The organism is Solidesulfovibrio sp. C21, assembly GCF_047785625.1.
Lineage (GTDB): Bacteria > Desulfobacterota > Desulfovibrionia > Desulfovibrionales > Desulfovibrionaceae > Solidesulfovibrio.
In genome coordinates this window covers 1-21522 of sequence record NZ_JBLODY010000011.1, presented here as the reverse complement: position 1 = coordinate 21522, position 21522 = coordinate 1, and the positions used below count along the sequence as shown (strand labels likewise).

Below are 21522 nucleotides of genomic sequence, written 5' to 3'. Positions count from 1 at the left end.
CACAAATAGCAATAATGAAATTTTATTAAATATATAAAAGGAGTTCTGTATCGTGAGAAAAATGCTGGTCGTGCTGGGGCTGTTGCTGGGAATTGGCGTGGCGGGTCCGGCGGTTGCGCATGAAATCGCCATCAAGCCGGGGACGTGCGCGGCGGCCGTGGGCAAGGCCGTGCCGTTCGGCGTGCATTCGGCCCATGTGTTCATTGTCAGCGAGGAACTGGAGACGCCGGCGGACGTCAAGGCGTTTGTCGTGACCGACGGCAAGCCTGTGGAAGTGAAGCTGACGCCGGATGCCAAGACGTTTGTGTTCAACGGACAGGCGACGTTTGCCAAGCCGGGCGCGGGGCTGATTCTGGTGCACCGGCTGCCGCAGGTCTGGAGCCTGACGCCCGAGGGCATGAAGAAGGGCACGAAGAAGGACTTGCCCGGGGCGACCAAGAGCAACAGCTACGAGAAATTCGCCAAGGCCATCGTGTCGGTTGGCGGTAGCGATGCCGGGTTCGACGCCGTGGTCGGACAGAAGCTGGAGCTTGTGCCGCTGACCGATCCGGCCAAGGTCAAGGTCGGCCAGGACATGGACGTGAAGGTGCTTTTGGATGGCAAGCCCACGCCGGCCGTGGTGCTGGCGACCTATGACGGCTTTACCAAGAATCCTAATACCTACGCCTTTTATACCGAAACGGGCGATGACGGCGTGGCCAAGGTGCGGATCACGCATCCGGGGCTGTGGATGGTGCGCACCGAGATGAAGGGCCCGTCGGCGGACAAGACCATCGACCGGGAAGCCTTGCGCTCCACGTTGACGTTTTGCGTGCAGTAGCCATGGGGAGGATCGGTTTTCTTTTCGCGGCTGTGGCCGTGTGGGCGGTGATGGCCGGGTACCCCGTCACCGTCTTCGCACACGGCGTCGGTTCGCGGGAAATGGACCCGGGCGCGGCCAGGGCCATGGAGTTCCTCTACGCCGACGGGGAACCCATGGCCTTCGCCCAGGTCAAGGTGACGACCCCGGGGCAGGAAGGGACGCTCTATCAAAGCGCCCATGCCGATGCCCGGGGCCGCTTCGCCTTTGTGCCGTCCGGGCCCGGCGTGTGGAGCGTGGCCGCCTCCGACGGTCAGGGCCATCGGGCCGTGCATGCCGTCACCGTGGCGGCGCAGGCGAATCCCGGCAAGCCCGTGCCGCCGGTTGTCCAGGCTGGAAGCGGGGCGATCGGTCCCGGCTGGCGGGAAATCGTGCTGGGCGTAAGTCTGCTGGCCAACCTGGGGCTCGTTGCGGCGCTGTTGCGTCGTCGGGCCGGCCGGAAAGGGGAGTTTCGAACCTGATTTTCTCCTGCCCCTCTTGATTGCCGCGGCGTCGGGTCGTTCCGGAGCCGCGGTTTTTTTGTGTTCGATTGATTTTGATCTTGATTATTATTTTCAATTTGGCTAGAAATGCCTCCACGTCGACCGGGACATCCCGAAAGACGGAGCGCCAGTCGCCGGCTTCGGCTCGGCCGGTGGCGGGCGGTTCAAAGGAAAGGAAGCCCCGACTGTCCCCGGGGCGGTCCATAGAGCGCATCCCACAAAACCTCCACAACCCTCCAACCCCACGACGGCGGCCGGGACCGAAAGGTTCCGGCCGTTTGTCGTCGGCCGGGATGCGCCTGTGCCCGTGTCGTGAAAATATACGGCGCGGCCACGCCAGGGGCGGCCGCCCGGCGCAGCGCTTCCAGGAAGCGATCGGGATCGCCGGGGCTCACCACCACGCCGTAGCCGAGGGTCGTGGGCACGTAGCACGGCCCGGCGGCGCGCGTCACGTCCCGGCGAGGGCCGCTTGCCGCCGCGAACGTGGCTCTGTAAGGTCCGGCCGCGGCCGCTTGTGGCCGGGAAAAAAACGGAAACGGCGGCCCATGACCTGGTTTTTTCTGGCCTGCGTGACGGCCCTGACCCAGGCGGTCAAGGACACCTTTCTCAAGCGGGCGCTTGGCGGCATCGACCCCGCTCTTGTCATGTTCGCCTATTGCGTGGCGGCCTCGGTCTTTTTGTGGTCGTTTGCGGCCGCGTCTCCCGGGCCGGTGATCGTCGACGCCTTCTGGCCGCTGCTGCTTGTCGGCGGGACCCTTGGCGGCGTGACCTACTGGCTCTACGGCCGGGCCCTGGCCGCGGGCGATCTGTCCCTGACGCTCCCCATGCTGGCCTTCACGCCGCTTTTTCTCCTTTTCACCTCGCCCGTGACCGTGGGCGAATTTCCCGAACCGGCCGGCGTGGGCGGCATCCTGCTGGTGGTCGTCGGCGCGTACGTGCTCAATTTGCGCGAAAGCCGCCACGGCCTGCTCGGGCCGGTGCGGGCGCTTTTCACCAACAAGGGCTCCCGGCTGATGCTGCTGGTGGCGCTTATTTGGAGCGTTGGGGCCAATGTCGACAAGCTGGGGCTTACCGCCTCGTCGCCGCCGGTCTGGGGCGCGGCTGTCTACACGGCCACGGCCTTGGCCCTTTTTCCGGGTGTTGCCGCCGGCGTGCCGCATATCCGCCGCCAGCTCGCCCGCGCGCCGTGGGGGCTTGTCGCGGCCGGGTTTCTCGAGGCGGTGGGACTTTTTTGTCAGATGCAGGCCCTGCCGCTGACTCAGGTGTCCTACGTCATCGCGGTCAAGCGCCTCAGTATCGTTTTTGGCGTTCTCTTGGGCGCGTTCGTGCTGCGCGAGCCCGATCTGGGCCACCGTCTGCCCGGGGCACTTTTGATGGTCGCGGGCGTTTTCTTTATTGCGGTTTTCGGATAACAGGGCCGACCGATCTTGTTTTTGGGAGCCCCGCATGAGCCGTTACCGTTTTTTGCCCGAACTTTCCCCCAAAGCCCTGACCGACATTCAGACCAAAGGTCTCAACTGGACCTGCCGCCACGCCTTCGCCGGCAATCCCGTCTACCGGGAGCGGCTGGCCGGGGCCGGCTACGATCCCGGCCAGGAGCTGAGCCTGGACGATTTGTCCCGCCTGCCCGTGACCACGGTCGAGGACCTGCGCCAGGGCTATCCTTTGCCGCTTCTCTGCGTGCCCGAGGAACAGGTCGTGCGCATCCACGCCTCTTCCGGCACCACCGGCAAGCGCAAGATCCTGGCCTATACCCAGCGCGACATCGACACCTGGAAGGACATGTTCGCCCGCTGCTACGAGCTGGCCGGGCTGACCACCCTCGACCGGGTGCAGATTGCCGTGGGCTACGGCCTGTGGACGGCCGGCGCGGGGTTCCAGCTCGGCTGCGAGCGGTTCGGGGCCATGGCCCTGCCGGTCGGGCCGGGCAACATGGAAATCCATCTGCAACTCATCGAGGACATGGGCACGACGTGTCTGTGCTCCACGGCTTCCATGGCCCTGCTCCTGGCTGAGGAAGTGCAAAAGCGCGACATGAAAAAGCGCCTCAAGCTGCGAAAGGTCATTTTCGGGGCCGAGACGCACACCGACAAGATGCGCCGCCGCTTCGAGAAGTGGCTGGGTCTTGAGGAGAGCTTCGACATCACCGGCATGACCGAGCTGTACGGCCCGGGCGCGGGGCTCGAATGCTCCGCCCACAACGGCATCCACTACTGGGCCGACAAGTTCATCCTGGAAGTGCTCGATCCCAATACCTTGCAGCCGGTGGCCCCCGGCGAGGTGGGCGAGATGGTGGTGACGAGCCTTTGCAAGGAGGCCGCGCCGCTGATCCGCTACCGCACCCGGGACCTCACGCGGCTTATGCCCGAGCCCTGCCCGTGCGGCCTGTCCCTGCCGCGCCACGACCGCATCGTCGGCCGCTCCGACGACATGTTCGTTTTTCGCGGGGTCAACATCTACCCCGGCCAGATCGCCAGCGTCCTGGAAGAGTTCAGGGACGTGGACAGCGAGTTCGAGATACGCCTCCTGCGCCGTGACGGCCGTGATCAGATGGTGCTCAAGGTGGAGCGCAAACCCTCGGCCGGAAGCGACCTGGACCAGAATCTGTCCGAAGCCATCTCCACCTCGTTGCGCAAGCACCTGTTCGTGCGCATCTGGGTGGAAATCCTGCCGCCCGGCAGCCTGCCCCGCAGCTGCGGCAAGACCAAGCGCGTCCACGACGACAGGAACGGCATAGAAGAGTAGAAGAGGGGAAAAAGAAGAAGATGCGAGAGGGGGACCTTTTTTGAAAAAAAGGTCCCCCTCTCGCGCTCTCTCCTCCCAAAAACTTTCGAAGGGGTGGTGGAGCGGGCCAGGCAGCGGTCAGGCCGCGCAGAAATGAACGGACACCGGAGCGACAGCCTTCCCGGGCGTTGTATCCACGGTGATCCGCACGGAACCGCCAAGACAACCGAGCCAGCGTATCAGGCGGTCCGTGGTCACAAGACCAACGCGTCCACGAAGCACTTTCGATAGGGTGCTCTGGTCGGTCCCGCAACGTTGGGCGGCTTCAACCTGCGTGAGGCCCAGGCGCTTGATGATGTCTTCAAGAATCATGACAAGATCGGCTTTGTAGGCGCGCGCGGCGGCGTCCGGCCGCCCCAGGTCGGTGAAGACGTTTCCGGTCCCTTCGCTGATGGTTTCTTCCATGACGCTTCTCCTGCTACGCCGCATCGTGGGAACGTGCGGACTTGTAGCGCTTGACGATCAAATCCTTCTCTTTTGGCGGGATGCCTATCCCGCTTTTTGACTTCTTATGGAATGCGTGGAGGACGTAGATCCCTTTGGAAAGCTTGGCGACATAGATCACACGAAATGTTTCCTTGTCGTAGTCGACCTTGATTTCAATCACGCCGTTTAGGCCTTCGCCAAGGCCGGTCAATGGACAGGTATTATCCGGCGTCTGCCCGTATTGGATCTTTCGAAGCGTTGTACCGGCTTCATCCTGCACTTCGTCCGGAAACGCGCGGATTTGTTCTTTCGAGTTTCCGACCCAGTACAGTTTTTTCATGTCGGGTATTGCCCTGCTGTCCTCAGCCGGAGAAATATGGCAGATTTACCCTATCGTCAAGAAACATCCCCGCCCTCAAGCGCTTGTCGGTATGACGATGACGCGCTCTCCCATCCCAAAAACTTTCAACGGTTACAAATAGGGTAACGTCAACACACTGTAACCGTTAGAAGTCTTTGGAAAGGGGGCCTGGGGGGAAACCTTTCTTCAGAAAGGTTTCCCCCCGTCTTTTAGTGCCCCATGACCGGCTTGGCGCCCTTGCGCATCCGGCGCAGGAACAGCACGCACGGAATGCACAGCAGGCACAGGTAGGCCATTATCCGGAAGCCGTCCATGTAGGCGAGCAGGGTGGCCTGTTGCACGAGCAGGTCGTAGGTGAGCCCCAGGGCCTTGAGCTTGGCCGTCACCGCGTCGGTGTGGTGCGTAAGGTAGGTCTGCAAGGCTTGCAGGTAGGCCTGGAAGCGCGGATTGTCGGCCCGGATATGGCCGCCGAGAAGCATCTGGTGCGCCTGGGCTCCCCGGTCCACCACGGCGATCAGCGCCGCGATGCCGATACTGCCCCCGATATTGCGCATGAGGTTGAAGATGCCGGCCGCGTTGCCCATCTGCTCGTTTTCCAGGTTGGACATGGCCTGCGTGGTCAGCGGCACGAAAACCATGGCCATGGACAGCCCGAGCAGCACGCTCGGCCAGATGATGGCCATAAGCGAGATGTCGAGGTTGATCTCCGCGAAGCGGTACGACGAATAGGCCATGAGCATGAAGCCGCCGCCGATGAGCACCCGGTTGTCCACCTTGCCGATGAGCCGGCCCACGAAGATCATGGCGATAATCGCCCCGATGCCCCGGGGACTGAGGGCTATGCCGCTGTCGAAGGCGGAGTAGCCCATGAGGTTTTGCATGAAAAGCGGCAGCAGGGTGATGGCGCTGTAGAGCACCACCCCGACCACGGCGATCATGGCGGTGCAGGCGGCGAAATCGCGGTCGCGCAGCACGCGCAGATCGACCAGCGGATGGGCTGTGCGCAGTTCCCACCAGATGAAGGCCAGCATGGAGGCGAGACTCACCCCGGAAAACCAGCGGATCCAGACGGCGGCGAACCAGTCCACTTCCTGGCCCCGGTCGAGCACGATCTGGAGCGTGGACAGCCAGGCCACCATGAATAGAAAGCCCAGGTAATCGATCTTGCCGGCCCGGCGGGACTTGGCCTCCAGTAGATACGGCGGGTCCTCCAGAAACGTCTGGCACATGAGCAGGGCGGCGATGCCCACCGGCAGGTTGATGAAAAAGATCCAGCGCCAGGACATGTTGTCCGTGATCCAACCGCCTAAAAGCGGCCCGACGATGGGGGCAACCACCACGCCCATGCCGAAGGCGGCCATGGCCATGCCGCGTTTGTGCGGCGGAAAGCTCTCCATGAGGATGGCCTGGGACAGCGGCTGGAGCGCGCCGCCGGCCGCGCCCTGGAGCACCCGGGCCAGCACCAGCAGCGCCATGGTCGGGGCCGCGCCGCAGGCCGCCGAGGCCAGGGTGAAGCCCGTGACGCACACGAGCAAAAAGCGTTTGCGGCCGAAGGTGGTGCTGAGCCAGCCGGTCATGGGCAGCACGATGGCGTTGCTGACCAGATAGCTGGTCAGCACCCAGGTCGATTCGTCCTGGGTGGCGGCCAGGCTCCCGGCCATGTGGGGCAGGGCCACGTTGGCCACGGAGGTGTCGAGGACCTCCATGAAGGTGGCCAGCATGACCGACGCGGCGATCAGCCAGGGATTGGCCAGGGGCATCCAGGGGGCGGCCGGCGCGGAGGGGGTTTCCATGGGATCGGACCGCCTCAGCGCACGAGCACCGTGGGTTCGACGGACATGCCCGGCGCGAGGCGGGACAGCGTTTCGGGGCGTATGTCGTCAAAGACGATCTTGACGGGCACGCGCTGCACCACCTTGACGTAGTTGCCGGTGGCGTTTTCCGGGGGCAAAAGGCTGAACGCCGCGCCGGTGCCGCGCTGGATGCTGTCCACGTGCCCGGTCAATTCCCGCCCGGGAAAGGCGTCCACGACCATCGACACCGGCTGGCCCGGCCGCATGTGGGTGAGCTGCGTTTCCTTGAAATTGGCCACCACCCAGACGTCCGGCTGGACCAGGCTCATGACGGCCTGGCCGGCTTGCAGGTAATCCCCGGGCTCCACGGCCTTGTTGGTCACGCGGCCGGAAACCCGGGCGTGGACCACGGTGTGGGTCAGGTCCAGGGCGGCCTGATCCAGATCGGCCTGGGCCTCGTTCACCTTGGAGCGGGCCGTCTCGATGGCGGCGGCGGCCAGGGCGACCTGGGCCACGTCGGCGGCGTGCTTTTTGCGGGCGACGTCCAGGGCGGCCACGGACGTTCGGGCCGTGGTGTCGGCGTTGTCCTTGGACTCCTGGGACACCACGCGCTCGTTGAGCAGCTTGTCGTAGCGGCCGCGTTCCTTGACCGCATTGTCGGCCGTGGCCTTGGCCGAGGCCACCTGGGCCTCGGTGGCGTCGGCCGTGGCCAAGGCGGCGCCTTCCTGGGAAACCGCTTCCTCCAGGTTGCGTTTGGCCGTGTCCAGGGCCGCCTGGGCGGCGTCCAGGCGGGTCTGGTAATTGACCGGATCGATGCGAAACAGCACGTCGCCCTGGTGCACCTGCTGGTTGTCGGTGACGAGCACCTCTTTGACCCGGCCGGGGACGCGGGGGGCGACCGTGGTCACATGGCCGGCGACAAAGGCGTCGTCCGTGGATTCGAAGTGGCGGGTATGACGCCAGTAGAGCGCTCCCCCCACGCCGCAGCACAGGAGAAAGACGATGATGACGACAAGGCGCAGGCGGCCCTTGGGGGGGCGGCCGGCGGCCGTGGACGGATCAGAAACGGCCGTATCGGGACGCGCGGCGGCGTCCTCCTGGCCGGAAGGCGATGCGGACATAACGGTAAAGGCTCCGGGCCGGTTGTGCGTCCTTGGGAAGTACGACGTGGGGGACGGCCCTTCCCAGTCTCCAAAGGACAGGAGACAGGGCGTATAGTGGGCATTAGGTTCTTTTTGTCAACCACGCACCAAAAAGTAACCTAACCCCCGGCGGGGAAACCATCACCGGGAAGAAATCAGGGGATGCGGATCAGGGCAACGGCTTTTTGAGGTAGCGGTAGTAGCTGTCGTACTGGTTGATGGCGGCGATGGGATTGTGGCCAAGCAGCCGGTCCTTGACGGCCAGCACCGTGCCCATGGCCTCGGCGTGCTTGAAGAAAAGCGAGTCGTGGCCGACGCACAGCCCGAGCAGCACGTTGAAGTCGGTGTGGGCCTCGTTGACCACCATGGCCTGGAGCACCGGGTTGCACATGGTCTCGTGGGCCGCGCCGGGATCGACCTGCTCGGCCGGGGTGATGCCAAGCACTTCCTTGGATACGCCGCCGACCTTGCAGGAGACGGAGGCCACCTCGAAGCCGTTTGTGGCCAGGATTTCGTGGACCACGGCGGCTTCCTTGCGCAGACCGATGCAGAAGACCAGTCCCAGGCGTTTGTAGCCCATGCGGCGGGCGAATTCGACGATTTCGACGATGCGGGGCTTGAGCGGCTTGACCGCGCCGTAGCCTTCCTCGCGGCCGCCGTAGCAGGTGGCTTCCTGGAGGGAGGCCTGCTTGGCGAAGACGCCGCAGGCGGCGGAGGTGGTTTCTTCCACGGCCGGCCCGGTCAGCTTCCGCATCTTGATCGAGGGGCAGTCCTTGGGTGCTTTGCCCTTGCCCGTGCGGCAGAATCGTTCGGACCAGTCGTAGGGGCACAGCGCGCATTGGGGCAGGGGGGCATCGGCCATGGTGAGCGTCTCCTTATCGTTATGAGCCTTGCAGCATGTTCCACCAGTTGCGGAACTCGAAAAATTCCTCGGCCTCGTCATGGGTCTGGCATTTGACGTGGAGCACGCCGTCCATTTCCGCGAATTCGGCGTCGGTAAAATACAGGCCGGCTTCGCGCAGCACGGCCTCGCGGCCCTCGGGGCCCTCGGCCTTGTAGAGCTTGGCCCGAAGTTCCTTGTCGGTCTTGTAGCAGGCAAACAGCCGACGGACATTGTCGAGCGTCATATATGGTTTCCTTGTTTTCCGTTGGCTGGCCGTCGGCGGGCTGTGGCGGCCACGCGCGGCGCATATTTGAAGAATACGCCTTCGTGCCCGCCACAGCCCGCCGCCGGCCCTGACAACTTATCCCATCGTTGAAGCGTGCCGTTTTTGACGCGCTCATCAACCTTGGGTCGCCGGTCATGACAACTTATCTCATAGCTGAAACGTGCCAGTCCTGACGTGCTCGCCAATCTTGGGTCGCCAGTGATATTCCCCTGGCCCTTTTGCTCCCCTTTGAAAGTTTTTCGGGAGGGAGGGGCGCGGGGGGGGAGCCCCTTTTTTTAAAAAGGGGTTCCCTCCCCGCAGTCTTTCCTCTTCGCTAAGGCATCATCGGCGCGAGGCGCAGGCCGGCGTCGGCGGGCAGGCCGGACATCAGGTTGGCGCAGGCCACGGCCTGGCCGGAAGCGCCGCGGCACAGGTTGTCGATGGCCGAGACCACGATCAGGCGGTTGGTGCGGGGGTCGAGCACGAGGCCGATGTCGCAAAACATGGTGCCGCGCACGTAGCGCGTTTCCGGCAGTTTCCCCAGGGGCAGCACGCGCACCCAGGGCTTCTCGGCGTAGAAATTGTCGTAGCGGGCGTGGATCTCCTCCAGCGTGGCGGGCTTAACCAGCCGCGTGTAGATGGTGGAGAGGATGCCCCGGTCGATGGGGAGCAGGTGCGGATTGAAGGACACGGTGATGTCCGCGCCGGCGAGCTTTCCCAGTTCCTGCTCGATTTCCGGGGTGTGGCGGTGCTTGCCCAGGTTGTAGGCCCGGAAGCTGTCGTGGACCTCGCAAAAAAGCGTTCCCACGGCGGCCTTGCGTCCGGCTCCGGACGCGCCGGATTTGCTGTCGGCCACGATGCCGTCGGTTTCGATGAGGCCGGCGGAAAGGGCCGGGGCCAGCCCCAGGATGACGGAGGTGGGGTAGCAGCCCGGATTGGCCACGAGCCTGGCCTGCCTGATACGCGGCGCGTTGAGTTCCGGCAGGCCGTAGACGGCGTCCGGCAAGAGGTCCGGATGGCGGTGGGCCAGCCCGTACCAGGAGGCGTAGACGTCGGCGTCGGCCAGGCGGAAATCGGCCGAGAGGTCCACCACCGACAATCCGGCGGCGAGCAGTTCGGCGGCGTAGTCCATGGCCGCGCCATGGGGAACGGCCAGAAAGACCAGCTTGCAGGAGGCGGCCAGATCGGCGGCGTCCGGCTCGGTGATACCCACATCCCCGGCCTCAAATCCCTGGAGAAAGGGATACAGGGCGCGAAGCGGCTTTCCGGCTTCGGCCCGGGAGGTGGCCCGGGTGAGCCGCAGGACGGGGTGCACGGCCAGAAGGCGGGCCAGCTCCATACCGGTATAGCCGGTAACGCCGACCAGGCCGACGGGAATCGGTTCCATGAAGTCTCCCGGGGCGTTTTACTGTTTTCTCACGAAAGCCAGGCGCAACTCGCACAAGAGGTTGTCGAGCACCTTGTGTTCCTCTTCGGTGAGGTTGCCGCGCGTCTTGCAATCGAGCATGGCCAGAATGTCGATGGTGTGCTTGGCCTGGGGAAGGTTCTGCATGTATTCGCCGGTGTCCGGCTCCGGGGCTTCGCCCATGAGCACCATGGCCGACTGGGCCAGGGACAGGACGAAGGTGATGAAAGACACGGGCGGAAAACAGGGTTCCCGGTCCGCGTGGGCCTTATTGCAGCCGCAGGGGCTTTCCTTTTTTTGCGCTTCGCTGCCCATGGGGCGCTCCTCCTTGCAACGTGGCTTCGGCCTTGTCCTTGACAACCATTCCCATTAGATAAGGATACGTCGTGAAACGGCAACCAGCCGGGGGTAGTCTTATCCCAAACCCGTCCGGCATGCATCCGCTTTTTCCAGCCTTGTGGCGGGGAAAGCGGGCCGGACATGCCTGGAGGCAAGCATGCATACCAAGATCGTGGCCACGCTCGGTCCCGCGTCCATCGCGCTCGATACCATGCGCGAGATGGTGCGTTACGGGGTCCGCATTTTCCGTCTCAACTTTTCCCATGCCGATGCCGCCTACTTCGAGCCCATCATCAAGAATATCCGCACCCTGGAAAGCGAATTCGGCATTCCGCTGACGGCCCTCGGCGACCTGTGCGGCCCCAAGACCCGCATCGGCGAGGTGGCGGATTCGCCGCGCAGCGTCAACAAGGGCGAAAGCCTGCTGCTCGGGCTGCCCGACGAGCGGCCCGATCCGGCCCACGACGACCGGGTGTTCGTGTCCCTCGACGTGCCAGGGCTGCTGGCCGGCCTGCGGGTCGGCATGCCGGTCAACCTGAGCGACGGGCTGCTCCAGTTCCGCGTCACCCGGGAGGTCAAGGCCGACCGGCTCTACGCCATGGAGGCCCAAAACGCCGGGCTGCTCTCCTCGAACAAGGGCATCGCCTTTCCGGGCAAGCACCACGCGTTGCCGGCGCTGACCGCCAAGGACGTCAAGGATCTCCACGAGGGCATCGACGTGGGCGTCGACGCGCTGGCCATCTCGTTCGTGCAAAACGCCGCTGATGTGGCCATGACCAAGGAGGAGATAAAAAAGCACGGCGTGTGGGTGCCGGTGGTGTCCAAGCTTGAACGCCAGAACGCGGTGGAAAATCTCGACGAAATTTTGAAGATCACCGACGCGGTCATGGTGGCGCGCGGCGACCTGGGCCTCGAATGCCCCATTCCGGAGCTGCCGATCCTGCAGAAAAAGATCATCCGGGCCTGCCGCCATGCCCAGCGGCCGGTCATCGTGGCCACCCAGATGCTGCTGTCCATGGTCAAAAACCCCATCCCGACCCGGGCCGAGTCCACGGACGTGGCCAACGCCATCCTGGACGGGGCCGATTGCGTGATGCTGTCGGAAGAGACGGCCGTGGGCGACCATGTGGTGGAGACGGTCAAGGTGATGCGCCAGATTTCGGACAACGCCCTGGATTACTACCTGGAGCGCATCCCCTCGCCCTACGCGCCCAAGCGGGAGAAGAACCCGCGCAAGTTCGTGGCCTATTCGGCCTGCCTGATCGCGGACAACATGGAAGGCAAGGCCATCGTCTGCCACACGGTCAGCGGCACCAACGCCAGGCTGACCTCGAGCCGTCGGCCGCGCCAGCAGATCTTCGGCGTGACGCCGGATTCCCGGGTGATGCACTTCCTCAACTTCGCCTGGGGCGTGCGGCCGCGTCTGCTGGAGGCGACCAGCGGTGACCACATGGCCCGGGTGGAGGCCTTCGTGCAGAACTGTCCGGACATCAATCCCGGCGACCCGGTGGTGATCACCGCCGGCCGTCCCACGCCCGGCAACGACACGCCCGGCACCAACGAGATCAAGATCTATTACAAGTAGACGCCCCGGGCCGTCGCGGGACGGTCCGGCGTCGCCCGTGCAGGGTTCCCGCCTGCGGCGGGGCCCTGTGCCGGGGGCGGCGTCAGTTCCCCTCCGGCCTTTCCCGGTCGGGCATGATCCGCTTGAGCTCCTCCATGAGCTGGGCGATGTCGATGGGCTTGGAGACGTAGCCGTCCATGCCCGCGGCCAGGAACTTCTCCCGGTCGCCGCTCATGGCATAGGCGGTCACCGCGATGATGGGGATGGCGGCCATGGGGCCGAGCCGGGGGGAATGCCGTATCTCCCGGGTGACTTCCAGGCCGTTTTTTCCGGGCATGCGGATGTCCATCAGGATGCAGTCGAAGGGTCGCTCGGCCAAAAGCCGCAGGATTTCCTCCCCGCTTCCGGCCGGCGTCACCGCATAGCCCGCCTTTTCCAGCATCTTTTGGGCGGCAAGGCGGTTTATGGCCTCGTCCTCGGCCAGAAGTATCCGCACGCGATCCACGGGGCCCGCTTCCGCGCGGACCGGCGGCATTTCGTCCGGCGCGCCCTTTTGCGCCGCGCGCAACGGCAGGGCGCAATAGATCGTCGTGCCGCCGCCTTCCCGGTTGTCGATGGCCAGTTCGCCGCCCATCATCCGTACCAGCCGGCGCACGATGGAAAGCCCGAGCCCGGCGCCCTCCCGCAGGGCATAGGGCGCGCCCAATCCCTGGACAAAGGGTTCGACGATATCCGCCAGCCGCGCGTCGGGGATGCCGTCGCCCGTATCCCGCACGGAAAAGACCACGGGCAGCCGTCCGTCGGCGCGGGGCGGCAGGGCGAAGGCGGCAACGTCGACGCCGCCCGTCGTGGTGAACTTCAGGGCGTTGCCGACCAGATTGAACAGGATCTGCCGGATGCGCGCCTCGTCGCCGGCCAGTCGCGCCGGCATGGCGGGGTCGGTGGAAAATTCCAGGCGCAGGCCCTTGTTTCTGGCCACCAGGGAAAACACTTCCAGGATGGAGGCCTTGAGGTCGGCCACCCTGAAATCCGCTTCCTGGAGCGTCAGCTTGCCCGCCTCGATCCGGGAAAGGTCGAGGATGTCGGAAAGCAGGCCCGTCAGGCGCTGGGTGGAGATGATGGCGGCGGAGAGGTATTCGTCCTGCTCCGTGTCGAGGGAGGTCGTGCGCATCAGCTGGAGCATGCCCAGGACGCCGTTTAAGGGCGTGCGGATTTCGTGGCTCATGTTGGCCAGAAATTCCGACTTGGCGACATTGGCGGTTTCGGCCACGCGTTTGGCGTTGAGCAGCGCGGCTTCTGTCTGTTTGCGCTCCGAGATGTCGGCGAGCAGCAACAGCAGATGGTCGATCCCGCCGCGCACGAACCGGACGAAATGGCATTCGATCCAGATGTCTTTGCCAAACGACGTGACCATCCGGCATTCCAGGTGCGACGGCGCGCCGGTTTCGAGGGTCGCGACGGCGTGTTCCAGCATCCCGGCGTCCCGCCAGGAGTCCAGATGACGGAAGTTGAGGCTCTGGATGGCTTCCTTGTCGCCGCCGATAATCCGGCTGAAGCTGTCGTTGACCGAGATGCATTGCCCGCCTTGGTGATAGACCCCGATGCCGACCGGGGATGTTTCCAGGATGGTCTCGTTGAAGGTCAGCAATTGCTGGAGGTCGGCCGTGCGCAGGGCGACCAGCTCTTTAAGCCGGCGTTGCTGTTGCCGCGCCGCCAGCCGGTCGCGGCGGACCCGGATGGCCAGGGCCCCGGTCAGGACGCCGATGCCGGCCACCGCCGCCAGGGTCCCCAGGCCGATCATCCAGGCCAGCCCGTGCCATCGCCGCAGCACCGTGGACAGGGGCAGCGACAGGCATACCGACATGGGCTGGCCGGGAACGGGGCTGCCGACGCTGATGCGTCCGGAACCGTCGCGACAGGGCGGTTCGACGCGGCCGAGCAGGGTGTCGTCGAAGGGATAGGTGGCAAGCAGGGTGCCGTCGGAGCGTTGCAGGGCGATGCGGGCGCTGGGGGGCAATTCGAGGGCATGGTAGAGATGCGTGAAGTACCGCATTTCCACGGCGGCCATGAGGACGCCGGCGAAACCGCCGTCCGGGGTGGCCAGACGCCGGGAAAGGCTGATCATCCAGTTGTTGTTGACCCGGTTTCGCAGCGGCGCGGAAATGAACAGGGCATCCGTTGTGGCGTGTTTTTGGGCCTGGAAATAGTCCCGGTCGCCGACGCGGACAGGCGGGGTGGGGAAGACGCGCGAGTGGGCGCGCATCGTGCCGTCCGCACCGAACAGCAGCAGCGCCTGCCCCTGCAGCAGGCCGCGGAAGCGGTCGTGCAGCAGCCGGTGCAGGGCCGCGTCCGTTTGCGGCGAGGCAAGCCGTTCGGGTGTCAGGAGCGTTCGCGTATCCGTCAGGACGAAGTCGATTTCCTGAAAGGCCAAGCCGGTTTGGCCCGCCAGGACGAGGGACAGGCGGGCCAGGTCCTTGTGCGCTTCGCGCAGCTCGCCAAGGCGCAGGGCGTATAATCCGACGGCGCAGCCGAGGCTCAAGGCGAGGGACAGCAGGACCCCCGGCCATAGGATCGAGGCGCTGGATTTCGTCGTAGGGGCGTCCGGCTCTGCTGACCGCATGGTTCCTCGGCATCGCCCTGAAGACAGCGAGGACGCCCTCAGGCAGCACACAGGATAAAACGTTTGTTTTTGAAGGGCTCCCGGTCGCCAACACGGTCACGGAGTCCAGGTGCATCAAGTATGCACATGCCCGGCGACGACGGCGTTGTCAACGGCCCTGCCACTTCCCGCACCGGCGTCGCGGGAAGTGGCAGGGGGGCCGCTATCGCAGGCTCTTTTTCCCCCGCCAAAACGACAGGATCACCCCCAGGCACGAGAACACGGCAAAGGCGACCAGCCCCACCCGCATGCTGGCCAGAAAGGCCGGCAGCGTGTCGACGGTGACGATCGCGTCGCCCATGAGCAGCGAGAAAATGAGCGTCACGCTGGTCATGGACACGGCCATGCCGAAAGTGCGCATGGCCGCGATCATGCCCGAGGCCAACCCGAATTGGCGCTTTTGCACGCTGCCCATGATGGCCGTGGAGTTGGGGGTGATGAAGATGCCGAATCCCGCGCCGATGACTGCCAGCTCCGTGACGAGAAGCCACAGCGGCGTGTCCATGCCGATGGTCGCGGCCGTGGCGAAAAGGCCGGCGGAACTCACCAGCATGCCCACGGTGGCAAGCGTCGCCGCGGCGAAGCGCTCGGTCAGCCGGCCGGAGATGGGCGAGGCGATCACCTGGAGCACCGGCTGGGACAAAAGCACCAGTCCGGCCAGACGCGGCGGCAGGCCCTTGGCGTACTGCAGGTACAGGCTCATCATGAAGGTGATGCCGAAGGTGGCGGCGTAGTTGCCGAGGGCGGCCAGGCAGCTGAGCGTGAAAAAGCGGTTTCGGGTCAAAAGGTTGATGTCGAGCAGCGCGCTTTTGGTGCGCGCCTGCAGGCGCAAGAACACGGCCAGCCCCAAAACGCCGACCGCGATCATGGCCGGGCCGAGGGGAATTTCCTTGGCATGGGCCGCACCGAGCATGAGAAAGGCGACGCTGACGGCGTAGAAGATGCCGCCGCGCCAGTCCATGCGCTCGCCAAAGGCGTTTCGCGGCGCCTCCTTCATGCCGAAAAGGCACATGCCCGTGGCGGCCAGTCCGATGGGCACGGGCATGAGGAACACGTAGCGCCAGCCGAAGTGGCCGGTGACGTAGCCGCCGAGCACCGGGCCGAGCGACAGCCCGGCGTAGGTGCAGGCCGAGACGATGCCGATCTTGCGGCCGCGCAGTTCCGGCGGATAGGCCGCCGCCACCAGGGCCAGGGACCCGGACAGCACCATGCAGGCCCCGAGTCCCTGGAAAAAGCGCTGGAACATGATCATGTGCACGGATTCGGTGAATCCCAGGGAGCAGGTCAGGGCGGTGAAAAGGGCCAGGCCCGGCAGGAGCACCCGGCGCTGGCCGATGATGTCGCCCCAGCGCCCGAAGGCGAGCATGCCCATGGCCAGGGACACGACGTAGAGCTGTTCGATGAGCCCGAGCTGCATGGCCGTGGCGCCGAGTTCGCGGCCGAGGGAAGGCAGGGCCACGCCCACGGCCGTGAGCATGAAGGGGGCCATGAACTGGGCGATGCAGACAGTGACAAGGACCATGGCCGGGGAGCCGGCTTTCGGGGATGTCATGCGGGTATCCTTTGCAACGTGGTCGGGCGGGTTTTTCGAAGAAGGGCCTCGCCGGGAATTTCGACCGGTACGGACAAAAAAACAAGAGGCAACCAAAAAGATGCTAAGTACCCTGCGGGTATCCTTGGCTGCGGGCGTGAGAATCGGGGGAGTTCTGTGACAATTCGGCGCAGCTCTTGCCAGCCGTGTGGCGGCGGTATACGCTTTTGCCTCGCATTGTTGACGAGACTGGTTCGGGAGGGGTGCCGTGGAACGGATTATCGAGGCTGATCTGGAGAAGTTGAAGACAGATACGCTGACGATTTTCCATATGGCCCAGGCCGCCGTCGAAAAGGCCCTGCACGCGGTGTTCGACCGCGAATCGGCATCGGCCCGGACCGTCATCGACGGCGACGCGGCCATCGATGCCCGGGAATGCGCCCTGGACGCGGAAATCCTGCGCCTGCTCGCCTTGCACCAGCCCGTGGCCCGGGACCTGCGCTACATTGTCGCCAGCATGCGCATCGTCGGCGACGCGGAACGCATCGGCGACCAGGCGGTGGGCATTGCCAAGCGCAGCCTGCTTTTGGCCGGCCGCGACCCCATCGCGCCGCCCGGGCGGCTGGAGGAGCTGGCCGAGACCACGCGGGATTACCTGGCCCGCACGGCCGTGTGCTTCTCCGAGCTCGACATGGAAATCTCCCGCCGGCTGTGCGAGGAATCCGAGGAGGTCCTGGACCTCAACGTGGCCATCCTCAAGGAGATGACGGAGTACATGCGCGACGTGGCCCGGCCGGTGGAACGCGCCGTGCAGTTCTGCTTCATCGCCCATGGGCTCAAGCGCGTGTGCGACCAGTGCACCAACATCGCGGAATCGGTGGTTTTTATCCGCGAGGGCGCCTGCAGCCGCCATCGTTGCGATTAGCCTTTCTTCCCCTTGGTTTTTGCGGCGGTTTTGTCCTATTGTGAGGCGCCGTGGCGCATGCGCGCCCGAAGGAGCCGCCTCGTGGACATCCCCCCGGCCATCGCCATCCTGATCGTCGACGATCAGCAGCCCATGCGCAAGACCATCGCCTATATCCTGCGCCAGCTCGGCTTCAAGAACCTCAATTTCGCCGAGGACGGGGAAGGGGCTTGGGAGATCATCAACGACGATCCGGTGGACCTCGTGCTGCTCGACTGGAACATGCCGCGCATGTCCGGGCTCGAACTGCTCGAACGTATCCGCAGGAGCGAGCGCTACGCCAAACTGCCCGTGGTCATGATCACGGCCGAGGCCAACGAGGAGCACATCATCACGGCCATCGGCGCCGGCGTGACCAATTACGTGGTCAAGCCGTTTTCCCCGGACGTGCTGGCGCGCAAGATCCGGGAAGCCTGGGGTTCGCCCAAGGTCAGGCGACCGGAAGGCGCACCGTGACGCGCGTGCCCACGCCGTCGGTCTCCATGGCGATGTCGCCGCCGTGGGCCATGGCGATGCGTTTGGCCGAGTAGGTGCCGAGCCCGGTGCCCTTGGTCTTGCCGGCGGTGGCGTACTTGTCGAAAAAACAGCCGCGTATGCACTCGGGCACCGGGCCGGCGTTGGCGATGGCGATGTGGGCCATGTCCCCTTCGCGGCCGAGGTCCACGGAGACCGTGCCGCCCTTGGGCGAGGCCTCCACCGCGTTGGTGATGAGGTTGGCCAGCATGGAGAAGCATAAGAGCTCCTCCCCGCGCACCGTAAAGCCGCCTCCCGGCGGGACCGGCGCGCCGTCCACGGTCAGGAGCAGGGCCAGCTTGCGGATTTGGGCCGTGTCGACATGGAAACTGAAGTTTTTTTCGATGATGGGGACCAGATCCACATCCCGGGGCTCGAGCACGTACTGGTCCCGTTCCATCTTGTAGAGCGCCGTGGACAGGTTGACCATGGACAGGATCAGGTAGCCGGACTCCTCGATAAGGGCGAGCATGTCGCGCTGGTCGTCATCGAGGTTGTCGGCCATGCGCATGACCTGGGGCAGGCTGATGATGGCGGACAACGGCGATTTGAGGTCGTGGCGCATGATGCGTTCCACATCCTCCTTGAGACGGGCGTTTTCCAGGGTCACCCGCAGGAGTTCCTTTTCCGTGGCCGCCAGCCGGTAATGGTCCAGCGCCGCGTCCAGGGCGCGCGACAGGTTGGGGGTTGGGCAGGGTTTGGTCAGAAAGCGGAAGATATGGCTTTCGTTGACTGCGGCCATGGCCGTGGTCAGGTCGCCGTGGCCGGTCAGCATGATAAGGACGGCCTCCGGGGCGGCCTCATGGGCTTTTCGCAGGAAGGTCACCCCGTCCATGCCCGGCATGCGCAGGTCCGAGACGACCACGGCGAAGGGGCCGCTCTCGCCAAGGGTCCGCAGCCCCTCCATGGGGCCAAGGGCCGTGGCAACGTCGTAGGCGCGACAAAGCCCCCGCCGCACGCCGTCGAGCACGGCCTGGTCGTCGTCGACGAAGAGCACCTTGGCGCACTGGGGCATGGGATATCCTTGTCGTTTTTTTCCGTTATAGCCCAATCACACGGTGGGAACCAGCCCTATCCGAACACGAAGTAGCCGGCGCAGGCCCAAAGCGTTGCGGCCACGACACGGAAAAAGCGTCTTGCCGCGCGCGGCGAGGCCAGCGCCTTGGCCAGGAAGGCCCCGAACCGGGCATAGGCCAGCATGCCGCCGAAGGCGAGCAGGCAGATGGGCGCGGCCAGCAGCCGTGGCGCATGCCGAGGGTGAGCGCCTGCAACATGGCCGGGCCGGGTGTGAGCATGCTGGCGGTCAGGGCCGCAAGGTAGGCGGCGTAGTTTTGAAGGTGCATGGCGGCTTCCCGCGACGGGTTTGGCCGCCCGGCCGGGTCGCATTGCCGGCCGGGGACCGTTGGGCCGGTCCCGTCCGGAACCGGCCGCCCGTATCATTCGCGGTCAGCTGCGCCAGCGCTGCATGAATTCGGCGGCCGTGCCGCCGGTCTCGATGTGGGCGATCAGCGCCGAGCCGAAGACCACGGCGTCGATGCTGTCGCCGAAGGGGATGAGCTGTTCCGGGGATTTGATGCCGAACCCGAGGGCCACGGGCACGTCGAAAATGCGGCGCACCGAGGCGAGGTGCTCGGCGATTTCGGCCGGCAGCGTCTCGCGCATGCCCGTGGTGCCAAGCACCGACACGAAGTAGACGAATCCCCTGGCATGGGCCGCGTAGGCGGCGAGGCGCTCCTCGGAGGTGTTGAGCCCGACCAGCGGGATCAGGTCCAGGTCGTGTTTCCCCAGGGTCTCGGCCATGGGGCCGGCTTCCTCCAGGGGCAGGTCCGGGACGATGAAGCCCGACACGCCGGCCGCCGCCGCGTCCTCGGCAAGATTCTCCAGACCGTACTGGAGAAAAGGATTGTAGTAGCCCATGAGCACGAGGCCGGCCTTGTAGCGGCCCTTGCGGCGCTCGAGTTCGTGGAGGATCCAGGACAGGCAGGTGCCGTTTAAGAGGCAATCGAGGGAGGCCTGCTCCACCACCGGGCCGTCGGCCACGGGATCGGAAAAGGGCACGCCGATCTCGATGATGTCCGCGCCGCCGGCATCCAGCGCGTCGAGTTCGTCGAAAAACCGTTCCTTGTCCGGGAATCCGCCGGGCAGAAACGGAATGAGCGCCTTGCGTCCGGCCGCCAGCGCCTCCATGATGCGAGTGGTAAGGATGGACTGGCTCATGCGCGGCCTCCCGCCTTTTTTTCGTAGGCTTCAATGATGCCGAGGTCCTTGTCGCCCCGGCCGGACAGGCACACCACCACCTGCGACCCTTTCGGGATCTCGGCGGCATGGGTCAGCACCCAGCCCACGGCATGGGAGCTTTCGAGCGCCGGGATGATGCCCTCCCGGTGGCACAGGACCTCGAAGGCCTTGAGCGCCTCGGTATCCACGGCCATGCCGTAGTGCACCCGGCCGGTGGCGGCCAGATGGGCATGCTCGGGGCCGACGCCGGGATAGTCCAGGCCGGCGGAAACGGAATGGGAAGGCAGGATCTGTCCTTCCCTGGTTTGCAGGAGCATGGAGTGCATGCCGTGGAGTACCCCCGGCGTGCCGAGGTTTATGGGCGCGGAGTTGTAGCAGCCCGGTTCGCCCGTGCCGGCGGCTTCCACGCCGATGAGCTTGACCGACGCGTCCGGTTCGAAGTGGTGGAACATGCCGATGGCGTTGGAGCCGCCGCCCACGCAGGCGACCACGTAGTCCGGCAGACGGCCCATCTTCTCCAGGCACTGGGCCCGGGCTTCCTTGGAAATGATGGCCTGGAAGTCGCGCACCAGCGTGGGGAAGGGATGGGGCCCGGCCGCCGTGCCGAAGCAGTAGTGCGTGGTGCGCTGCTCGGCGATCCAGTAGCGCAGCGCCGCGTTGATGGCGTCCTTGAGCGTCTTGGTGCCGGATTCGATGGGCACGACCTCCGCGCCAAGGAGTTTCATCCGTTTGACGTTGTGGGACTGGCGGGAAACGTCCTCGGCTCCCATATAGACGATGCAGCCAAGGCCGAGCATGGCGGCGGCCGTGGCCGTGGCCACGCCGTGCTGGCCGGCCCCGGTCTCCGCCAAGAGCACCGGCTTGCCCATGTATTTCGTCAGCAGCCCCTGGCCCATGGTGTTGTTGATCTTGTGCGCGCCGGTATGGTTCAGATCTTCCCTTTTGAGCCACAGATCGAACCCCAGCTCCCTGGACAGGTTGGGGCAGCGGTACAAGGGCGAGGGCCGGCCCACATAATCGGCCAGCAGCGCGTTTAGTTCCTTCTGGAACTTCTCGCTCGGCACGATGGTCTTCATGGCCTCTTCCAGCTCCAGAAGCGGCGGCATGAGCAGTTCGGGGACAAATTGTCCCCCGAAGTCTCCAAAGTACGCTTTACGCATTGTTATGCCTCCGGCGGCCAGGGGGAAACTTTTTGAAAAAAGTTTCCCCCTGGACCCCCTTCAAAAACTTTTAACGGACTCCGCGTGGTGCGCGTGGTTCCTCACGTTCTCCCTTGTTGCCGGTCGCTGTTTTCCCTGGCGGAATCCGCCAGGG

General features: G+C 65.0%; 22 protein-coding genes. 7 read left to right on the top strand and 15 right to left on the bottom strand.

The genetic code is table 11. The features are described from left to right. The first annotated feature begins 61 nt into the window (after positions 1 to 61). Both ACMZ6R_RS05675 and ACMZ6R_RS05670 read left to right on the top strand, forming a co-directional pair. Complete coding sequence (locus ACMZ6R_RS05675; RefSeq protein WP_416109980.1) at positions 62 to 820, top strand: DUF4198 domain-containing protein; 759 nt, start codon at positions 62 to 64, stop codon at positions 818 to 820. 2 nt (positions 821 to 822) lie between these two features. Then, a complete protein-coding gene (locus ACMZ6R_RS05670; RefSeq protein WP_416109913.1) occupies positions 823 to 1320 on the top strand; it encodes a hypothetical protein in 498 nt (165 codons plus the stop codon). Positions 1321 to 1505: 185 nt separating this feature from the next. On the opposite strand, the gene ACMZ6R_RS05665 is transcribed toward ACMZ6R_RS05670, so the two are convergent. After that, positions 1506 to 1793 carry a hypothetical protein gene (locus tag ACMZ6R_RS05665; RefSeq protein ID WP_416109912.1) on the bottom strand — a complete coding sequence of 96 codons (288 nt, stop codon included), beginning with the start codon at positions 1791 to 1793 and terminating at the stop codon, positions 1506 to 1508. Positions 1794 to 1886: 93 nt separating this feature from the next. On the opposite strand from ACMZ6R_RS05665, the gene ACMZ6R_RS05660 reads away from it, so the two are divergent. After that, positions 1887 to 2753, top strand: coding sequence for an EamA family transporter (locus tag ACMZ6R_RS05660; RefSeq protein WP_416109911.1), 867 nt, complete (start codon positions 1887 to 1889; stop codon positions 2751 to 2753). Positions 2754 to 2787: 34 nt separating this feature from the next. Continuing rightward, complete coding sequence (locus ACMZ6R_RS05655; protein ID WP_416109910.1) at positions 2788 to 4086, top strand: phenylacetate--CoA ligase family protein; 1299 nt, start codon at positions 2788 to 2790, stop codon at positions 4084 to 4086. A 117-nt stretch (positions 4087 to 4203) separates the two neighbouring features. On the opposite strand, the gene ACMZ6R_RS05650 is transcribed toward ACMZ6R_RS05655, so the two are convergent. The 8 genes from ACMZ6R_RS05650 to ACMZ6R_RS05615 form a co-directional block, all read right to left on the bottom strand. Next, a complete protein-coding gene (locus ACMZ6R_RS05650; RefSeq protein ID WP_416109909.1) occupies positions 4204 to 4530 on the bottom strand; it encodes a helix-turn-helix domain-containing protein in 327 nt (108 codons plus the stop codon). Between the two features lie 13 nt (positions 4531 to 4543). Then, positions 4544 to 4891, bottom strand: coding sequence for a type II toxin-antitoxin system RelE/ParE family toxin (locus ACMZ6R_RS05645; protein WP_416109908.1), 348 nt, complete (start codon positions 4889 to 4891; stop codon positions 4544 to 4546). Positions 4892 to 5121: 230 nt separating this feature from the next. Then, on the bottom strand, positions 5122 to 6705 hold the full coding sequence (locus ACMZ6R_RS05640) for a DHA2 family efflux MFS transporter permease subunit (RefSeq protein ID WP_416109907.1): 1584 nt from the start codon (positions 6703 to 6705) through the stop codon (positions 5122 to 5124). Positions 6706 to 6719: 14 nt separating this feature from the next. Continuing rightward, positions 6720 to 7826 carry an HlyD family secretion protein gene (locus tag ACMZ6R_RS05635; RefSeq protein WP_416109906.1) on the bottom strand — a complete coding sequence of 369 codons (1107 nt, stop codon included), beginning with the start codon at positions 7824 to 7826 and terminating at the stop codon, positions 6720 to 6722. A gap of 190 nt (positions 7827 to 8016) precedes the next feature. Further along, positions 8017 to 8709: a DUF1847 domain-containing protein gene (locus ACMZ6R_RS05630; RefSeq protein WP_416109905.1), complete on the bottom strand. Its 693-nt coding sequence runs from the start codon at positions 8707 to 8709 to the stop codon at positions 8017 to 8019. A gap of 19 nt (positions 8710 to 8728) precedes the next feature. After that, positions 8729 to 8974 carry a Nif11-like leader peptide family natural product precursor gene (locus tag ACMZ6R_RS05625; protein ID WP_416109904.1) on the bottom strand — a complete coding sequence of 82 codons (246 nt, stop codon included), beginning with the start codon at positions 8972 to 8974 and terminating at the stop codon, positions 8729 to 8731. Positions 8975 to 9329: 355 nt separating this feature from the next. Further along, positions 9330 to 10382, bottom strand: a complete 1053-nt coding sequence (gene argC / locus ACMZ6R_RS05620) for an N-acetyl-gamma-glutamyl-phosphate reductase (RefSeq protein WP_416109903.1) — start codon at positions 10380 to 10382, stop codon at positions 9330 to 9332. A gap of 18 nt (positions 10383 to 10400) precedes the next feature. After that, positions 10401 to 10715, bottom strand: coding sequence for a DUF1844 domain-containing protein (locus tag ACMZ6R_RS05615; RefSeq protein ID WP_416109902.1), 315 nt, complete (start codon positions 10713 to 10715; stop codon positions 10401 to 10403). Between the two features lie 181 nt (positions 10716 to 10896). Here ACMZ6R_RS05615 and pyk point away from each other — a divergent pair, with 181 nt between their 5' ends. Continuing rightward, complete coding sequence (pyk, locus tag ACMZ6R_RS05610; RefSeq protein ID WP_416109901.1) at positions 10897 to 12324, top strand: pyruvate kinase; 1428 nt, start codon at positions 10897 to 10899, stop codon at positions 12322 to 12324. Positions 12325 to 12406: 82 nt separating this feature from the next. Here pyk and ACMZ6R_RS05605 read toward each other — a convergent pair whose 3' ends face one another. Together ACMZ6R_RS05605 and ACMZ6R_RS05600 are read right to left on the bottom strand one after the other, a co-directional pair. Next, a complete protein-coding gene (locus tag ACMZ6R_RS05605) occupies positions 12407 to 14923 on the bottom strand; it encodes a response regulator (RefSeq protein WP_416109900.1) in 2517 nt (838 codons plus the stop codon). A 202-nt stretch (positions 14924 to 15125) separates the two neighbouring features. Then, a complete protein-coding gene (locus tag ACMZ6R_RS05600) occupies positions 15126 to 16514 on the bottom strand; it encodes an MFS transporter (protein WP_416109899.1) in 1389 nt (462 codons plus the stop codon). A 247-nt stretch (positions 16515 to 16761) separates the two neighbouring features. On the opposite strand from ACMZ6R_RS05600, the gene phoU reads away from it, so the two are divergent. Then, entirely contained in the window at positions 16762 to 17418 is a 657-nt protein-coding gene (gene phoU, locus ACMZ6R_RS05595; RefSeq protein WP_416109898.1) for a phosphate signaling complex protein PhoU, read from the top strand. Between the two features lie 57 nt (positions 17419 to 17475). Next, positions 17476 to 17913 (top strand): response regulator, encoded by a 438-nt coding sequence (locus ACMZ6R_RS05590; RefSeq protein ID WP_416109897.1) that lies wholly within the window; start codon positions 17476 to 17478, stop codon positions 17911 to 17913. Here ACMZ6R_RS05590 and ACMZ6R_RS05585 read toward each other — a convergent pair. From ACMZ6R_RS05585 to trpB, 4 genes are all read right to left on the bottom strand, one after another. Continuing rightward, a complete protein-coding gene (locus tag ACMZ6R_RS05585) occupies positions 17888 to 18985 on the bottom strand; it encodes a response regulator (RefSeq protein WP_416109896.1) in 1098 nt (365 codons plus the stop codon). The two genes, ACMZ6R_RS05590 and ACMZ6R_RS05585, sit on opposite strands and share 26 nt — an antisense overlap. 56 nt (positions 18986 to 19041) lie before the next feature. Beyond that, the gene (locus tag ACMZ6R_RS05580; protein WP_416109895.1) at positions 19042 to 19170 is read right to left on the bottom strand and encodes a hypothetical protein; all 129 of its coding nucleotides are present in this window, start codon (positions 19168 to 19170) and stop codon (positions 19042 to 19044) included. Positions 19171 to 19416: 246 nt separating this feature from the next. Then, positions 19417 to 20187, bottom strand: a complete 771-nt coding sequence (gene trpA / locus ACMZ6R_RS05575) for a tryptophan synthase subunit alpha (RefSeq protein WP_416109894.1) — start codon at positions 20185 to 20187, stop codon at positions 19417 to 19419. Further along, positions 20184 to 21368: a tryptophan synthase subunit beta gene (gene trpB, locus ACMZ6R_RS05570; protein WP_416109893.1), complete on the bottom strand. Its 1185-nt coding sequence runs from the start codon at positions 21366 to 21368 to the stop codon at positions 20184 to 20186. Before trpB ends, trpA begins: the two co-directional genes overlap by 4 nt. Between the last annotated feature and the right edge of the window lie 154 nt (positions 21369 to 21522).

Bases quoted from the DNA above. Each gene is read 5' to 3' on its own strand.
- ACMZ6R_RS05675 (WP_416109980.1), top strand. From the start codon at position 62: ATGCTGGTCGTGCTGGGGCTGTTGCTGGGAATTGGCGTGGCGGGTCCG.
- ACMZ6R_RS05670 (WP_416109913.1), top strand. From the start codon at position 823: ATGGGGAGGATCGGTTTTCTTTTCGCGGCTGTGGCCGTGTGGGCGGTG.
- ACMZ6R_RS05660 (WP_416109911.1), top strand. From the start codon at position 1,887: ATGACCTGGTTTTTTCTGGCCTGCGTGACGGCCCTGACCCAGGCGGTC.
- ACMZ6R_RS05655 (WP_416109910.1), top strand. From the start codon at position 2,788: ATGAGCCGTTACCGTTTTTTGCCCGAACTTTCCCCCAAAGCCCTGACC.
- ACMZ6R_RS05650 (WP_416109909.1), bottom strand. From the start codon at position 4,530: ATGGAAGAAACCATCAGCGAAGGGACCGGAAACGTCTTCACCGACCTG.
- ACMZ6R_RS05645 (WP_416109908.1), bottom strand. From the start codon at position 4,891: ATGAAAAAACTGTACTGGGTCGGAAACTCGAAAGAACAAATCCGCGCG.
- ACMZ6R_RS05640 (WP_416109907.1), bottom strand. From the start codon at position 6,705: ATGGAAACCCCCTCCGCGCCGGCCGCCCCCTGGATGCCCCTGGCCAAT.
- ACMZ6R_RS05635 (WP_416109906.1), bottom strand. From the start codon at position 7,826: ATGTCCGCATCGCCTTCCGGCCAGGAGGACGCCGCCGCGCGTCCCGAT.
- ACMZ6R_RS05630 (WP_416109905.1), bottom strand. From the start codon at position 8,709: ATGGCCGATGCCCCCCTGCCCCAATGCGCGCTGTGCCCCTACGACTGG.
- ACMZ6R_RS05625 (WP_416109904.1), bottom strand. From the start codon at position 8,974: ATGACGCTCGACAATGTCCGTCGGCTGTTTGCCTGCTACAAGACCGAC.
- argC (WP_416109903.1), bottom strand. From the start codon at position 10,382: ATGGAACCGATTCCCGTCGGCCTGGTCGGCGTTACCGGCTATACCGGT.
- ACMZ6R_RS05615 (WP_416109902.1), bottom strand. From the start codon at position 10,715: ATGGGCAGCGAAGCGCAAAAAAAGGAAAGCCCCTGCGGCTGCAATAAG.
- pyk (WP_416109901.1), top strand. From the start codon at position 10,897: ATGCATACCAAGATCGTGGCCACGCTCGGTCCCGCGTCCATCGCGCTC.
- ACMZ6R_RS05605 (WP_416109900.1), bottom strand. From the start codon at position 14,923: ATGCGGTCAGCAGAGCCGGACGCCCCTACGACGAAATCCAGCGCCTCG.
- ACMZ6R_RS05600 (WP_416109899.1), bottom strand. From the start codon at position 16,514: ATGACATCCCCGAAAGCCGGCTCCCCGGCCATGGTCCTTGTCACTGTC.
- ACMZ6R_RS05590 (WP_416109897.1), top strand. From the start codon at position 17,476: ATGCGCGCCCGAAGGAGCCGCCTCGTGGACATCCCCCCGGCCATCGCC.
- ACMZ6R_RS05585 (WP_416109896.1), bottom strand. From the start codon at position 18,985: ATGCCCCAGTGCGCCAAGGTGCTCTTCGTCGACGACGACCAGGCCGTG.
- ACMZ6R_RS05580 (WP_416109895.1), bottom strand. From the start codon at position 19,170: ATGCTGGCCTATGCCCGGTTCGGGGCCTTCCTGGCCAAGGCGCTGGCC.
- trpA (WP_416109894.1), bottom strand. From the start codon at position 20,187: ATGAGCCAGTCCATCCTTACCACTCGCATCATGGAGGCGCTGGCGGCC.
- trpB (WP_416109893.1), bottom strand. From the start codon at position 21,368: ATGCGTAAAGCGTACTTTGGAGACTTCGGGGGACAATTTGTCCCCGAA.